We start from the raw sequence: 12,355 nt of genomic DNA, 5'->3' as shown, positions 1-12,355 counted from the left end.
GACCGCGATGATTGCCCGCTACACACGGCCCGAGATGGAGGAGCTCTGGAGCGACGAGGCGAAGTACCGCGCGTGGCTCCGGGTCGAGATGGCGGCGACCGAGGCTCTCGCGAAGCGCGGCCTCGTGCCGCCGGACGACCTCGCCGCGATCCGCGAGAAGGCCGCGTTCGACGTCGCGCGGATCGCCGCGATCGAGGCCGAGGTCAAGCACGACGTCATCGCCTTCGTCACGAGCGTCGCCGAGAAGATCGGTCCCGCGGGGCGGCACGTGCACTACGGCCTCACGTCGTCGGACGTTGTGGACACGGCGCAGGCGCTCCTCCTCGTCCAGGCATGCGATCTCATCCTGGAAGCGCACGACGGCCTGCTTCGCGTTCTCGAGCGGCGTGCGAAGGAGCACAAGCGCACGGTCATGGTCGGCCGGACGCACGGGATCCACGCCGAGCCGTACACGCTCGGGCTCAAGTTCCTCGGCTGGTACCTCGAGGCGAAGCGGAACCGCGCACGCCTGGCCCAGGCGAAGGGGGAGATCGGTGTCGGGAAGCTCTCGGGAGCGGTCGGGACCTACGCGCACCTCGATCCCGGGATCGAAGCGGAGGTCATGGCGTCGCTCGGCCTCGCCCCGGAGACGCTCGCGACCCAGGTCGTGCCCCGAGACCGCCATGCGGCGCTCGTCGCGACGCTCGGGATCCTCGCGTCCTCCCTCGACCGGATCGCGACCGAGATCCGGCACCTCCAGCGGACCGACGTCCGCGAGGTCGAGGAGCCGTTCGCGAAGGGCCAGAAGGGGTCGTCGGCGATGCCCCACAAGAGGAATCCGATCGGCTGCGAGAACGTCTCGGGCCTCGCACGGATCGTCCGCTCGCACGTGCAGGCCGCGCTCGAGGACATCCCGCTCTGGCACGAGCGCGACATCTCGCATTCGTCGGTCGAGCGGGTGATCCTCCCGGACGCGACGACGCTCTGCCACTACATGCTCCACCGCATGACCGGGATCCTGGACGGCCTCCTCGTCTACCCGGAGCGGATGGCGGAGAACATGGCGCGGATGAAGGGGCTCATCTTCTCGCAGGCGGTGCTCTTGGCGCTCGCGAAGGCGGGAATGTCGCGGGAAGCGGCCTACGCCGTCGTGCAGCGGAACGCGATGCAGGTATGGGCGGGGGAAGGAACGCTCCACGATCTGCTCGCCGCCGATCCCGAGGTGCTCGCCGTTCTCGACGCGAAAGCGCTCGCCGCGCTGTTCGATCCGGAGCGGACGCTCGCGCACGTCGACGCGATCTACACGCGGGCGTTTCAGGCCGATTGACGCGGTTGCTACAATCGTCCCGTAGCGGTCGCAAACGAACTCGCGAGGGTCCCCCAAGACGTGTGCGGCATCGTCGGCATCTTCGGGCATCCCGAAGCCGCCAAGCTCTCCTATCTGGGACTCTACGCGCTCCAGCACCGCGGCCAGGAATCCGGGGGGATCGTCACCGCCGAGGGCCAGCGACTGACGCGGCGCGGCGGCATGGGCCATGTCGCCGAGATCTTCTCGCGCGAGGTCTTGGACGAGCTTCCCGGTAACCTCGCCATCGGCCACGTCCGCTATTCGACGGCGGGCGACTCGAACCCCGCCAACGCGCAGCCGTTCCTCCTCCAGCACCACCGGGGGCCGATCGCGGTCGCGCACAACGGCAACCTCGTCGACGGCGCGCTGCTCCGCGCCGATCTCGAGGCCGACGGCGCGATCTTTCAGACGACGACCGACACCGAGGTCCTCCTCCACCTCATCGCGCGCTCCCGCGCGGCCGACGTCGTCGACGCGATCGTCGAGGCGATCCGGCACGTGAGCGGCGCCTACTCGCTGCTCTTCCTCGTTCCGGGGCGGCTCGTCGCCGTGCGCGACCCGATGGGGTTCCGGCCGCTCTCGATCGGCCGGGTCGACGGGGCGTGGGTCATCGCGAGCGAGTCGTGCGCCTTCGACCTCCTGGGCGCCGAGGTGGTCCGCGAGATCGAGCGGGGCGAGGTCGTCGTCATCGACGTCGCGGGCGTGCACTCGTTCAAGCCGTTCGCCCCGGTGCGTCCCGCCCCCTGCGGGTTCGAGCACGTCTACTTCGCGCGGCCCGACAGCTCGGTCTTCGGTCAGTCGGTCCAGGCGGTCAGGAAGCGCCTCGGGGCCGAGCTGGCGCGCGAGCATCCGGCCGCCGTCGACCTCGTGAGCCCGGTTCCCGATTCGGGCACCTATGCCGCGCTCGGATACGCCGCGGAGGCAAAGCTTCCTTTCGAGATGGGTCTCGTCCGGAACCACTACGTCGGTCGCACTTTCATCGAGCCGAGCCAGCAGATCCGCAACTTCGGCGTCCGCGTGAAGCTCAACCCGGTGCGCGAGATCCTCGCGGGCAAGCGCGTCGCGCTCATCGACGACAGCCTGGTGCGGGGGACGACGAGCAAGAAGATCGTCCAGATGTGCCGCGACGCCGGCGCGAAGGAAGTCCACCTCCGCATCTCGTGCCCGCCGACGATCGGGCCGTGCTACTACGGGATCGACACGCCGCGGCCGGAAGAGCTCATCGCGGCCAAGCACTCCGTCGAGGAGATCCGGCGTTTCGTCGGCGCCGACACGCTCAGCTACCTGAGCCTCGAAGGGTTGATGCGCGCGATCGGCGGGACCGAGGACCAGTACTGCACCGCCTGCTGGACCGACAAGCACCCGGTGCCGGTGCCGCGCGTGGGAGAGGGCCAGCTCCGCCTCTTCGAGAAGACCCGGCGCTAGTTTCCGGAACGCAACCGCGGCGGCGGAATCAATTGCACGCGCCGGCGGTAGGATGACGACGATGAGCGAGCCGAAGAAGCCCTCGGGCCTCAGCTACAAGGATTCCGGTGTCGACATCGACGCCCAGGACGAAGGGCTCCGCCGGATCAAGGCCGCGCTGCAGGCGACGCGCACGAAGGGCGTCCTCGCCGATCTCGGCGCCTTCGGCGGCATGTTCGCGCCGGATCTCGCCGGGCTCGCGGAGCCGGTCCTCGTCGCCTCTTGCGACGGCGTGGGGACCAAGCTCAAGGTCGCGTTCATGGCCGGCGTCCATCACACGGTGGGTCGCGATCTCGTCAACCACTGCGTCAACGACATCCTCGTGCAGGGCGCGATCCCGCTCTTCTTCCTCGACTATCTCGCGACCGGACGCCTGAAGCCCGAGGTCATGGAGGCCGTCGTCTCCGGCGTCGCCAGAGGATGCAAGGAAAACGGCTGCGCGCTCCTCGGCGGCGAGACCGCGGAGATGCCGGGCTTCTACGCCGAGGGCGAATACGACGTCGCCGGCTTCATTGTGGGCATGGTCGACAAGTCGAAGGCGATCACCGGCAAAGCGATCGAGCAGGGCGATCTCCTGATCGGCCTTCCGTCGGCGGGCCTCCACACGAACGGTTACTCGCTCGCCCGTGCGATCGTCTTCGACCGTGCCGGAAAGCAGCCGGGCGATCGCATCGACGGCCTGACGGGGACGATCGCCGAGGTGCTCTTGGCCGAGCACCGCTCGTACCTTCCTGCACTGCGCGGCGTGCTCGGTCTCGTCCGTGGGTTCGCGCACATCACCGGCGGAGGCCTCACCGACAACCTGCCGCGCATCCTCCCCGAAGGAACCGCCGCCCGCATCGAGCGAGGCTCGTGGCCGGCGCTCCCCGTGTTCGAAGTCCTTCAACGTCTCGGCGGCGTCGCCGACGACGAGATGCTTCGCACCTTCAACATGGGGATCGGGATGGTCTGCGTCGTCGCGCCGGGGAGCGCCGAGGCGTTCGAGCGTCACCTCGACGGCCTCGGGGAAGCCCACCACCGCATCGGCCGCATCGTTCCGGGCGACGGCCGCGTCGTCTATGCCTGACCGGCCGCGCGTCGGCATCCTCATCTCCGGCCGCGGCTCGAACATGGCCGCGCTCGTCGACGCGATGCAATCGGGGCGGGTCCCCGCCGATCCCGCGGTCGTCGTCTCGAACGTCCCCGCGGCGGCCGGTCTCGCCTTCGCGAAGCTCCACGGCGTCCCCACCGCCGTCGTCGATCACACCGCCGTCAAGCCGCGTGCCGCTCACGAGCGCGAGGTCATCGACGTCCTGAAGAAGCACGGCGCGACGATCGTCTGCCTCGCCGGGTACATGCGCTTCCTCTCTCCGGTCCTCGTGCGCGCCTTCCCACAGCGCATCCTCAACATCCACCCGGCGCTCCTCCCGGCGTTCCCCGGCCAGGGCGCTCAGAAGCAGGCGCTCGACCACGGCGCCAAGGTCTCGGGGTGCACCGTCCACCTCGTCGACGAAGAGCTCGACCACGGACCGATCGTCCTCCAGGCCGCCGTCCCGATCCTGGAAGACGACACCGTCGACGCCCTCTCCGCGCGCATCCTGGTGCAAGAGCACAAGCTGTATCCCCAGGCGCTCGCTCTCCTGGCGGAGAACCGTCTCGCCGTCTGGGGCCGCCGCGTCACGATCCGTCCCTAGCCTCCCGGAAGCGTCCCATGTCCGATCCCTGGACCTCGCACGAGTCCGTGCCCGTACTTTCTCTCCCCGAGCCGCGAGGCGAGCCGCCCCGCGCGTTCCGCCCGCGCGAGAAGGCGTTCGCGAAGGGCGTCGCCTTCCTCGGCCACGCCGAGCTTCTCGCCCTCGTCCTCGGCACCGGATCCGCCAAGCGTCCCGCGCTCGACACCGCGCGCCTGATCCTGCGCCGCCACGGCCTGAAGCGCCTCGCCGGCCTCACGCCCGAGGAGTGGCGGCGCGAGGAAGGCATCGGAGCCTCGCAAGGCGCCCGCCTCGCCGCCGCATTCGAGCTCGGCCGCCGTCTCCAGGCGGGCGAGGAGGAAGCGCGCCCGCGCATCACGAGCCCGAAGGACGTGTGGCGCGTCACGCGCGATCTCGCGCGCGCCAGGAAGGAGCACCTCGTCGGCCTCTACCTCGACGCTCAGAACGCCCTCATCCACCGCGAGACGATCTCGATCGGCGCCTTGAACACGACGCGCTCGCACCCGCGGGAGATCTTCCACCCCGCGATCGCGCACCTCGCCCTCGGCTTCATCCTCGTCCACAACCACCCGTCGGGCTCCCTCGACCCCTCCGACGAAGACGTCGCCTTCACGCGCTCCGTCCACCACGCCGGCGAGACGCTCGGCATCGCCCTCTACGACCACGTCATCGTCGCGGGCAGAGGATGGACGAGCTTGAGGGAGAGGGGAGCGTTCTGACCGATCACTGAGGCTGCATCGACGCGTGCATGCAGCTTCCCAAGCGCAGCACGATGTAGGCGAGCACGACGATCAGGAAAAACGCCGTGAGCAGGCGCGGCCAATGGAACGCCCATCGGCGCTCGGTGCCGTCGTCGGCGCGGGCCATCGCATCGATCCGTCGGCCGGAGAGGAGCGCGCGCACGGTGAGGACGATGCCCACCATCCCGCCACCGACGAGAAGCGCCAGACCCGAATCCGCCATCGAAGCGCCGTAAGCCATCGCGCGTCATTAGGTAGCAAGGTGAGTGCCGCCCGAAACGCTTGCTACAATCCGCGATCGTGAGCGCCACAGGTTCGTTTTTGCCCGTCGATGAGCAAATGGAGGTCCTCGGCCGGGGCGCCGTCGACCTCGTCACGATCGCCGAGCTGAAGCGCAAGCTCGCGCGCTCGATCGAGACGCAGACGCCCCTGACGGTGAAGGTCGGGTTCGACCCGACGGCGCCGGACATCCACCTGGGGCACGTCGTGCTCCTGCGGAAGATGCGCCAGTTCCAGGACCTCGGGCACCGGGTCGTCTTCGTGATCGGCGACTTCACCGCGATGATCGGCGACCCGACCGGGCGGTCGAAAACGCGGCCGCCGCTCACGCGCGATCAGATCGAGGCGAACGCCGAGACGTACAAGCGGCAGTGCTTCAAGGTGCTCGACCCGGAGGTCACCGAGATCCGCTTCAACAGCGAGTGGCTCGGCGCCCTCGGGTCGGAGGGGTTCCTCCGTCTGGCGGCGAGCTACAACGTGGCGCGGATGCTCGAGCGGAAGCACTTCAAGGAGCGCTTCGCAGCCGGGGTGCAGATCTCGCTTCACGAGTTTCTCTACCCGCTCGCGCAGGCGTACGACTCGGTCTTCCTCAAGGCAGACGTCGAGCTGGGCGGGACCGACCAGCTCTTCAACCTCAACGTCGGGCGCGACATCATGCCGGGCTACGGCGTCGAGCCGCAGATCGTGCTGACGACGCCGCTGCTCGAGGGGCTCGACGGCGTCGAGAAGATGTCGAAGTCGCTCGGGAACTACGTCGGCGTCGAGGAGGCGCCGTCATCGGTCTTCGGGAAGATCATGTCGATCTCGGACGACCTGATGTGGCGCTACTACTTGCTCTGCACCGACGTCTCCGAGTCGGCGATCGGCCAGATGAAGAAGCTCGTCGCCGAGAAGACGCTGCACCCGAAGAAGGTGAAGCAGGGGCTCGCGATGCGGATCATCGCGGACTTCCACGGCGAGAAGGCGGCAGAAACCGCGCTCGCCGAGTTCGAGCGCGTGTTCACCGGAGACGGCGTGCCCGACGACGTGCCCGTGTTCGACGTCGAGTCGACGGGCGGCAGGGTCTTCCTGCCGAAGCTCCTCGTCGCGTGCGGTCTCGTGAAGTCGAACAGCGATGCGATGCGGGTCATCGCGCAGGGCGGTGTCCACGTGGACGGCGAGAAGGTCGCTCCCGGCACTCGCGACGTCGACGCGCCGGCCGGCGCCACCGTGCTCGTGAAGGTCGGCAAGCGTCACTTCGCGCGCGCGCGATTCTCGTGACAGAAGGGACAGCTTCCGAAACTTGCCGTTCAAGAGTTTCGGAAGCTGTCCCCTCTGAGAGCTACCACCGCACGCCGACCCGGTACACCAGCTTCACTTCCTTCCCCTTCGGGACCGGCACCTGGAACTCGAGGGTCGACTGGTCGATCTTCTGGCCGGGGATGCTCGACGAGATGAGCTTCCAGTCGCCCGCCATCGGCTCGCGCACGGTGACGACGACGTCCTCGTCCTTGCGGTTGCGGAGCGAGAGCGACCACGCGGTCTCGAGCTCGCGGGGCGAGACAGCCTTGTAGTCGGTCTGCGATCGCTCCGCGACGACGTCGAAGGCGTCGCCGACCTGGAGGCGGACCATCTCGTCCTTGGGCGTGTGGTCGATCTGGTCCTCGCCGACGAACTGCTCGGCACCGGACTTGTCCTTCTTGTAGACGCGGACGACGCCCTTCGGGAGGGGAAGGCCGAGGCCGCTCGCCTGGTCGTTCTTGATCTCCAGGACGACCTGGACCTTCTGGCTCTGCGAGCCCGTGCCGAGAGAATTGTTGCGGAACCAGTTGGGCTGGCTCGCGACGAGGAGGCGCTTCGTCACCGGGATCGAGGACGCCGAGAACAGCGAGAGCTGCTTCGTCTGGTTGTCCTTGATCGTCGCGGGGCGATCGAGCGTGTAGAGGTGGTACTCGAAGAACGACTCCTCCTGGAACTGCGGAGCGGCGGCGGCCATCGATTTCATGCGCATGTCGGCTTCCATCTGCATGACCTGGGGCGCGGCGAGGCGCCGCACGTCGCCCGCAACGAGCTTGAGCGTGGCGTTCTCGAACGCCGCGCCGCAGTGGTTGTCGATCGTGACCCAGCCCGAGAGGCCCGCTTTCTTGTCGTCGGCATCGACGACGGCGACGTAGTCCGCCGACCAGTTCATCCCATCAGTCAGGTAGGAGACCTCGGCCGGCACCGTCGCCGGCTTCGTCGCGTTCAGACTCCAGACGAGTGTCGGGCGGGCGACCAGCTCCGCCGGAAGCTCGGGGAGCGTGACCTTGCCGCCCTGGCCGATGACGATCCGGTCGCCGATCCGATAGACCGTTCCGCCGTTCGTCGACAGGAGCGTCGCCTTCACCGTCCGCTGCGTGAGGTCCTCGGCCTGCTCGACGATCTCGACGTCGCGCCCGACGTATTTCTCGAGGAGCTTCTCGGGGGAGATCAGGTCGTACTCGTAGTTCTGCTCGAGGACCGTAAGACCGGGCGCCGCGACGTGTACGGTGCGCGGGTTGATCTGGGACGGTACGTCCATGAAGCGCAGGAACGTCGTTCCGTTCTTGGACAGCACCACGTTTCGCGTCTCGCGCACGAGCGCCAGGTTCTGGTTGTACACGGTCACCGCGACCGAGGTGCGGTCGGCGGCGGTGCTCTGGGGAACGGGCTCGGCGGCGAGCGCAGCAGCGGCGAGAAGGGGAATGAGCGTCGTCATCGGGTCCTCCAGGGGCCTCGGATTATAGAGACCGCCACGGACCCGGGAAGTTCCCTACGTGGCCGCAAGGTTGTTGGTCCAACAACCTTGCGGCCACCCTGGTCACTTGGACGGGACCTCGTGCCCAGGCATCGCCGGTCCGACGTAGAAGCGCATGCCGTTGTAGTCGTAAGGAACGAAATTCTTGGGAGTCTCTCGCGCCTGTTTCGCGACGACTTCCGACAAGACGCCCCGCAGCGAATCGTTCTCGGCTCGCAGCCTCGTGATCTGCTGATTGCAGGTCTCGAGCTGGGACTCGAGATCCTTGACCTGCGCTAGAAGCGCCGCCTTGTCATCGGTCGTATCGGGAGAAACCGACCGCGAGATCCCGACGGTGGTCGCGACGAGGAGAAGAAAAACGCCGAGAGAGCGGAAGATCGCCTGGGGTCGCTTCATGGCTCAGCCTCCCATGGCCGTCGTCGGATGGCCTCCATGGACAAAGCATCGCACGGATCGCGCTCTGTGGCCGCGAGGTTGTTGGTCGGCACTTGAGCAGCTCTTGTTTCTGCGCGTTGGCCCGAAGCCACCAACAAGATTGCGGCCACCGTGACTCAGCGAAGGGTCTTGGCGAGAAACGCGACCATCTGGTCGGTGACCGCGTCGGGGCGCGGGTCGTTGTGGTCGAGGCCGGGCAAGGGGACGAAGGTGACGGGACCGGTCGCCGCCGCCTTGAGCGCCTTGGCGTCGTCGAAGGGGATCAGGCGGTCGGCGTCGCCGTGGAAGAGGAGGATCGGCACGCGAACGTCCTTGATCGCGTCGACGGGCCGGACGGACGACGGCGTGTAGTTCGCGCGCCATCCGGCGACCGCGAGGAGCGGCCGCTCGATGAGGAACGCCGGAAGGTGAAACGCCCCGAGCGTCCGCGCCACGAGGGAGGGAAGGTCGGCGTACGGGCTATCGAGGACGAGCGCCTTCACGCGCGCATCGTCCTTCGCCTCGTAGATAGCGGCGACGGCGCCCATGCTCCGTCCGGCGATCGCAAGCTTGAGTGGATCGACCTCGCTCCGCCCGGCGAGGAGGTCGCAGGCGGCGCGCAGATCGTTCGCCTCGTGGTAGCCGAGCGTGATGACGTCGCCGTCGCTCTCGCCGCGCCCGGTGAAATCGAAGAGGATCTGCGCGAACCCGGCGCGGTGGATCGCCAGGACGACCGGGAGCCAGTGCCGGCGATCGGTGCCGTTCCCATGACCGTACGCCACCGCCGGCACGCGGCCCGGAGTCCCGGCGGGCGGCGGCACGTACCAGCCGCGCAGGGTGAGCCCGTCGCCGTTCCGGAACGCCACCTCCTCGAACGGGAGGCCGATGTCGGCCGGGGTGACCGGCTTGACCGCCACGGTGACGTTGGCGAGGACCCGGGTCTCGTCGCGCATCGCCTCGATCTCGACGGTGTCGCCCTCGCGCCGCTCCGCGATCGCCGCATCGAACATCGCCGCGGTCGGGCTCGTGCGATCGCCGATGCGGACGATACGGTCGCCGGCCTTGAGGCCCGCTTGATGCGCGCTACCCGAGGCCGCGGCCAGGACGAGTCCCTGCGACGAGGAGCGCAGCGCCACGCCGATCGTCGGGCGCCCCGATTCCGACACACGGGGACGGGGAGGCGCGACGATCGCCTGCGAGAGGTAGAGCAGCAGCACGGCCGCGGCCGCCGCGGCGACCCCCGCGCCGATCAGCCAGCGGTCGAGCCGGGTGAAGGCCACCGGAACGCCGACCCGGTTCACGAGATCCTCAGCATGGGTTACCTTCGCGGTTCCGCAGCTTAACCTAGGCATGGAGCGGGAGGGGGCAAGCCGGTGGTCTCGACTCTGGAATGGCTCGAATGCTCGCGATGCGGGACGGCGCACGATCTCTCGGGCCCGCGCGCCCTTTGCCGCTGCGGCGGCGTCCTCCTCGCCCGCTACCGCCTCGAGGAGGCGGCACGGACGATGACGAAGGCCGCGATCGCCTCGCGCCCCCCGTCGCTGTGGCGGTACGCCGAGGTACTGCCCGGCTCCGATGACCCCGTGACGCTCGGAGAGGGGATGACGCCGCTCCTCCCCGCGCGGTTCCTCGCCCAGGACCTCGGTGTCGACCGCGTGCTCGTGAAGGACGAGGCGGCGAACCCCACGGGTTCGTTCAAGGCGCGCGGGATGGCGACTGCGGTCACGATGGCGCGCGCGCTCGGCATCCGCCGCATCGCGCTCCCGTCGGCCGGGAACGCCGGGAGCGCCGCCGCGGCGTACGGCGCCGCCGCCGGGCTCGGAGTCGATCTCTTCCTCCCCGACGACACCCCCGAGCCGTTCCGGCTCGAGGCGGCGGCGTTCGGTGCCGTGGTCCACCTCGTCCGCGGCGACATCGGCGTGTGCGGCCGCACGATGCGCGAGCACGAGGACGCCGCGCAGTGGTTCGACCTCTCGACGCTCAAGGAGCCCTATCGCGCCGAGGGAAAGAAGACGCTCGGCTACGAGATCGCCGAGCAGCTCGGCTGGAGGCTGCCCGACGTCATCGTCTACCCGACCGGCGGCGGCACCGGCCTCATCGGGATGTGGAAGGCGTTCGAGGAGATGGAGCACCTCGGACTCGTCGCGGCGGGACGGCGGCCGAGGATGATCGCGGCCCAGGCGGAAGGGTGCGCGCCGATCGTCGCGGCGTTCGACGCGGGAGAGTCGAAGGCGGTGCCGTGGCCCGATCCGCATACCTACGCCTCGGGGCTGCGAGTCCCCGGGCCGCTCGGCGACACGCTGATCTTGAAGGCGGTGCGCGAGTCCGGAGGCGCGGCGGTCGCGGTGTCGGAGGCCGAGATGGCCGGCGGCCAGCTCGCGATCGCGCGCGGCGAGGGGATCTTCGCGTGCCCCGAGGGCGGCGCGACGCTCGCGGCCGCGCGGCGTCTCGTCGCGAGCGGCCAGATCGGCCACGACGACGAGGTCGTCCTCTTCAACACCGGCACCGGACTCAAGTACCCGCGCATCCCGGGGCTGCGCGTGCCGTGACGTTCCGCGACGCGCACACGCACCTATCGTCGGGCGCGATGGACCTCGCGGATCTCGATCTCAGGGGGCTCGATGCCGACGGTGCGCTTGTCGAGGTCGTCCGGGAAGTCTCGCGGCGTCCGGCGGGCAGGTGGATCGGTGGCTGGGGTTGGCACGGCGATCCCACCGCGAAGATCGAGACGCTCGATCGGGCGACGCCGGCGCACCCCGTCGTGCTCGCCCGGGCCGACGGCCACGGTGCGTGGCTAAACCTCGCGGCGAGGCGAGTGTTGGGATGCGCCGTCCCGATCGTCACGGAGCACGACTACGACCGCCTTCGCCCCCGCCTTCCGCGACCGACCCGGGAGGATCGGATGATCGCCGTCGCGCGCCGGGCCAAGGCTTTCGCCGACGATGGCGTCGCCGCCGTCGACGACATCGTCGAGTCGTGGGCGATCGGCGTGTACAACGAGCTCGCCGAACGCTCCGAGCTGCCGCTCAGCGTCACGATGTGGACCCCCGATTCACTCCGCACGAGCGCGAAGGAGGCATACGACGCGTACGCGACGCATGCTCCTCTCGCTTTCGCCGGCATCAAGATCTTCGTCGACGGCACGCTCGGTGCGCGCACCGCGGCGCTCTTCGAGCCGTACGCCGACGATCCGGAGACGTCGGGACGCCTCCGGAGCGACCCGGACGATCTCAACGCCCGCGTGAAGGAGCTTGCCGGGCGCGGCTATCGGGTCGCCCTTCACGCGATCGGCGATCGCGCGGTCGACGCAGCGTTGAGCGCGCTCGAGCGTGCGCCCAAGAGTCCCGCGGGGCCGCATCGCATCGAGCACGCGCAAGTCGTACGAGAGCGGGACCTGCCGCGCTTCGCCGCGGCGGGGATCGTCGCTTCCGTGCAGCCGCGCCATTTCTTCGACGATGCGGCGTTCCGGGAGGCGCGCCTCGGCGCGCGCGACGGTGTGATCTCGTACCCGCTCGCGTCGCTCGCGCGCGCCGGCGCGACGCTTCTCTTCGGCAGCGACTGGCCGGTCTCCGACCATTCTCCGCGCGCGATTCTGCGCGCCGCGACCGACCCCGATCGCGGTGAGGAAGCGCTCGGCGAGGCGGAGGCCTTGGCCGCGATGACCGCCTGATAAGATGCGGCCCCG

The 12,355-nt window shown here is 69.2% G+C and carries 12 protein-coding genes; 8 read left to right on the top strand and 4 right to left on the bottom strand.

All coding sequences use genetic code 11. The features are described 5' to 3' along the window. The first annotated feature begins 7 nt into the window (after window positions 1–7). The 5 genes from purB to radC all read left to right on the top strand — a co-directional run bounded on the left by purB (window position 8) and on the right by radC (window position 5,201). A complete protein-coding gene (gene purB / locus VFV19_02310) occupies window positions 8–1,306 on the top strand; it encodes an adenylosuccinate lyase (protein HEX4823124.1) in 1,299 nt (432 codons plus the stop codon). Between the two features lie 60 nt (window positions 1,307–1,366). Then, window positions 1,367–2,752, top strand: coding sequence for an amidophosphoribosyltransferase (gene purF / locus VFV19_02305; GenBank protein HEX4823123.1), 1,386 nt, complete (start codon window positions 1,367–1,369; stop codon window positions 2,750–2,752). A 61-nt stretch (window positions 2,753–2,813) separates the two neighbouring features. Next, complete coding sequence (gene purM, locus VFV19_02300) at window positions 2,814–3,857, top strand: phosphoribosylformylglycinamidine cyclo-ligase (GenBank protein ID HEX4823122.1); 1,044 nt, start codon at window positions 2,814–2,816, stop codon at window positions 3,855–3,857. Beyond that, window positions 3,850–4,464, top strand: coding sequence for a phosphoribosylglycinamide formyltransferase (gene purN, locus VFV19_02295; GenBank protein HEX4823121.1), 615 nt, complete (start codon window positions 3,850–3,852; stop codon window positions 4,462–4,464). Before purM ends, purN begins: the two co-directional genes overlap by 8 nt. A 17-nt stretch (window positions 4,465–4,481) precedes the next feature. Further along, a complete protein-coding gene (gene radC / locus VFV19_02290) occupies window positions 4,482–5,201 on the top strand; it encodes a DNA repair protein RadC (GenBank protein HEX4823120.1) in 720 nt (239 codons plus the stop codon). A 4-nt stretch (window positions 5,202–5,205) separates the two neighbouring features. Here the strand turns inward: radC and VFV19_02285 are convergent, their stop codons facing one another. Then, window positions 5,206–5,463 (bottom strand): hypothetical protein, encoded by a 258-nt coding sequence (locus tag VFV19_02285; protein ID HEX4823119.1) that lies wholly within the window; start codon window positions 5,461–5,463, stop codon window positions 5,206–5,208. Between the two features lie 59 nt (window positions 5,464–5,522). Between VFV19_02285 and tyrS the strand changes: the two genes are divergently transcribed. Further along, complete coding sequence (gene tyrS, locus VFV19_02280) at window positions 5,523–6,761, top strand: tyrosine--tRNA ligase (GenBank protein ID HEX4823118.1); 1,239 nt, start codon at window positions 5,523–5,525, stop codon at window positions 6,759–6,761. Window positions 6,762–6,822: 61 nt separating this feature from the next. Here the strand turns inward: tyrS and VFV19_02275 are convergent, their stop codons facing one another. From VFV19_02275 to VFV19_02265, 3 genes are all read right to left on the bottom strand, one after another. Continuing rightward, entirely contained in the window at window positions 6,823–8,217 is a 1,395-nt protein-coding gene (locus VFV19_02275; protein HEX4823117.1) for a DUF4139 domain-containing protein, read from the bottom strand. A gap of 102 nt (window positions 8,218–8,319) precedes the next feature. Then, window positions 8,320–8,652, bottom strand: coding sequence for a hypothetical protein (locus VFV19_02270; protein HEX4823116.1), 333 nt, complete (start codon window positions 8,650–8,652; stop codon window positions 8,320–8,322). A 155-nt stretch (window positions 8,653–8,807) separates the two neighbouring features. Continuing rightward, window positions 8,808–9,971: an alpha/beta hydrolase gene (locus VFV19_02265; GenBank protein HEX4823115.1), complete on the bottom strand. Its 1,164-nt coding sequence runs from the start codon at window positions 9,969–9,971 to the stop codon at window positions 8,808–8,810. Window positions 9,972–10,043: 72 nt separating this feature from the next. On the opposite strand from VFV19_02265, the gene VFV19_02260 reads away from it, so the two are divergent. Both VFV19_02260 and VFV19_02255 read left to right on the top strand, forming a co-directional pair. After that, entirely contained in the window at window positions 10,044–11,219 is a 1,176-nt protein-coding gene (locus VFV19_02260; protein ID HEX4823114.1) for a threonine synthase, read from the top strand. Then, on the top strand, window positions 11,216–12,340 hold the full coding sequence (locus VFV19_02255) for an amidohydrolase family protein (protein HEX4823113.1): 1,125 nt from the start codon (window positions 11,216–11,218) through the stop codon (window positions 12,338–12,340). Before VFV19_02260 ends, VFV19_02255 begins: the two co-directional genes overlap by 4 nt. Window positions 12,341–12,355 lie beyond the last annotated feature (15 nt).

Source organism: Candidatus Polarisedimenticolaceae bacterium, assembly GCA_036275915.1.
Lineage (GTDB): Bacteria > Acidobacteriota > Polarisedimenticolia > Polarisedimenticolales > DASRJG01 > DASRJG01.
Note: the sequence above shows the minus strand (reverse complement) of the source record. Positions and strands in the feature narration are given on the sequence as shown.

Excerpts from the sequence above, each read along its gene's own strand:
- purB (HEX4823124.1), top strand. The coding sequence starts at position 8 with ATGATTGCCCGCTACACACGGCCCGAGATGGAGGAGCTCTGGAGCGAC.
- purM (HEX4823122.1), top strand. The coding sequence starts at position 2,814 with ATGAGCGAGCCGAAGAAGCCCTCGGGCCTCAGCTACAAGGATTCCGGT.
- purN (HEX4823121.1), top strand. The coding sequence starts at position 3,850 with ATGCCTGACCGGCCGCGCGTCGGCATCCTCATCTCCGGCCGCGGCTCG.
- radC (HEX4823120.1), top strand. The coding sequence starts at position 4,482 with ATGTCCGATCCCTGGACCTCGCACGAGTCCGTGCCCGTACTTTCTCTC.
- VFV19_02285 (HEX4823119.1), bottom strand. The coding sequence starts at position 5,463 with ATGGCTTACGGCGCTTCGATGGCGGATTCGGGTCTGGCGCTTCTCGTC.
- VFV19_02275 (HEX4823117.1), bottom strand. The coding sequence starts at position 8,217 with ATGACGACGCTCATTCCCCTTCTCGCCGCTGCTGCGCTCGCCGCCGAG.
- VFV19_02270 (HEX4823116.1), bottom strand. The coding sequence starts at position 8,652 with ATGAAGCGACCCCAGGCGATCTTCCGCTCTCTCGGCGTTTTTCTTCTC.